The organism is Paenibacillus sp. P4_A7, assembly GCF_056402455.1.
In genome coordinates, this window is sequence record NZ_JBFUHJ010000720.1 from 1 (window position 1) to 1,708 (window position 1,708).

The 1,708-nt window shown below is 40.7% G+C and carries 2 protein-coding genes; one reads left to right on the forward strand and one right to left on the reverse strand.

Annotated elements, in window-relative coordinates; translation table 11 throughout:
* Nucleotides 1–1,116 (forward strand): IS110 family RNA-guided transposase (locus tag AC1DWN_RS33370; RefSeq protein ID WP_477563123.1); only part of this gene is annotated, 1,116 nt, incomplete at its 5' end.
* A 242-nt stretch (nt 1,117–1,358) separates the two neighbouring features.
* On the opposite strand, the gene AC1DWN_RS33375 is transcribed toward AC1DWN_RS33370, so the two are convergent.
* The coding region (locus tag AC1DWN_RS33375; protein WP_477563124.1) for a GrpB family protein at nt 1,359–1,708 on the reverse strand (350 nt) is incomplete at its 5' end.

Below are 1,708 nucleotides of genomic sequence, written 5' to 3' on the forward strand. Positions count from 1 at the left end.
TTTAGATTTAATCATGATCTAGAGGGATTATCGTCTTTTCTTAATTATGTTCGAGCAGTGGAATCAGCTGCAGGGATGAGCCCTTGCATTGTAATGGAGGCAACAGGCCATTATCATAGCCCTGTTGTTCAGTTTCTGGATGAGCACCAGTATCTGTACATCGTCATTAATCCGTTAATCTCATATGAAGCCAAAAAAACTAATTTGAGACGGGTCAAGACGGATGCTGCTGATGCCTATCAACTTGGGGCACTGTTCTATAAAGAAGAGTTTGAACCCATCAAAAAACGGGGTCAGCATCTCATGAATTTACGCTATCTTACTCGTCAGCATGAATCTTTAACGGGTATGTATGTTCAAGCGAAGCTGCAGTTCCAGGCTATTTTAGATCAGGTTTTTCCTGAATACCATGGCGTGTTCGGTGACCTCTATTCGAAAGTTTCGCTTCGATTTCTAGCCTTACACCCAACGTCTAAAGAAGCCCTGGATATGACTGTGGAAGGGATTACAGCAACAATCCAACGCCTTACAGGACGCGGTAGATCTGCTTTATGGTGTTCGGAGCAAGCTCAAATCTTAGAAGCGGCAGCAAGGCGAAATCCCTTTAAGGAGACGGCTTTTCCAAGTCATTTGATCTCCATGCAGCTGCTCATCAAATTGCTTCTTCAATACCAGGAACATCTAGCAGACCTTAATAAATCGATAGAGACCCTGGCTGAGGAGTTACTTGAATATGATTTAATCCAATCGATACCCGGTATCGGCACTAAAATCGCTGCAACAATTTTGGCTGAGATTGGGGAAATCGATCGGTTCGATCACGCAAAAAAGCTGGTGGCCTTTGCTGGTGTTGATCCCAGTGTATTTGCTTCAGGTAAGTTTGTGGCAACCCAAAATAGAATCACGAAACATGGCTCCAGAAGGCTTCGTACAGCCCTGTATCAAGCTGTGCGATGTGGTATTCGTAGTAATAGAAACAAGAAATTAAGAGCTTACTACGATAAAAAGCGTGCGGAAGGAAAACTGTTCAAAGTAGCGGTAATTGCTTGTGTAAACAAACTCATCCACTGGATTTTTGCCATCTTGACTTCCAAAGAAGCATTTCGGCTAGAATGAGCAGCATGAAATAGAAAAAGATGAAATATATTCCTGTGCCGAAGGGGACGGTTATTTGTCATATCTTTTTTTAAGTATACCACTCCTGGAATCGGCTATTAATAATTAAACATTGACAAGCTATTAGCTGGAATAGCTAAATGAATTTTTGTCTTAATCCTTTCCCATAAGCTAATAACCTCTTTCAAATCAGTTCCATCGTGAAAGCTCACTGATTTCACACGTATCACCATATCTTATTGTTACTTATGAGACGAAGCCCATATAATGGTCTTTTCAACTAACTCGTTAACAAAAGACTGCTTGCCTTCTTGGTATTTATGTATGTCATCTGGAAACTCATTAGCTAATTTCAGTTTCAGTTCTCCGTACTCTTTAGCGTCTTCGGGGTGTGATAGTAAATATCCCTTAAAGTTTAAATGCTGTTGAATGTTTATATTTCCAGTCTGGTATATATGTATGTGATGGGTTCTGCTATTCCCACCCTTTGTAAAATATCGTCTTCCTTCCATTCCCTGCTCACCTCGAACAGAGTAACCTTTATCAGCCATTTTGTCGTTGTAGAAATCAACCTTCTCTATGTCTTTAACGA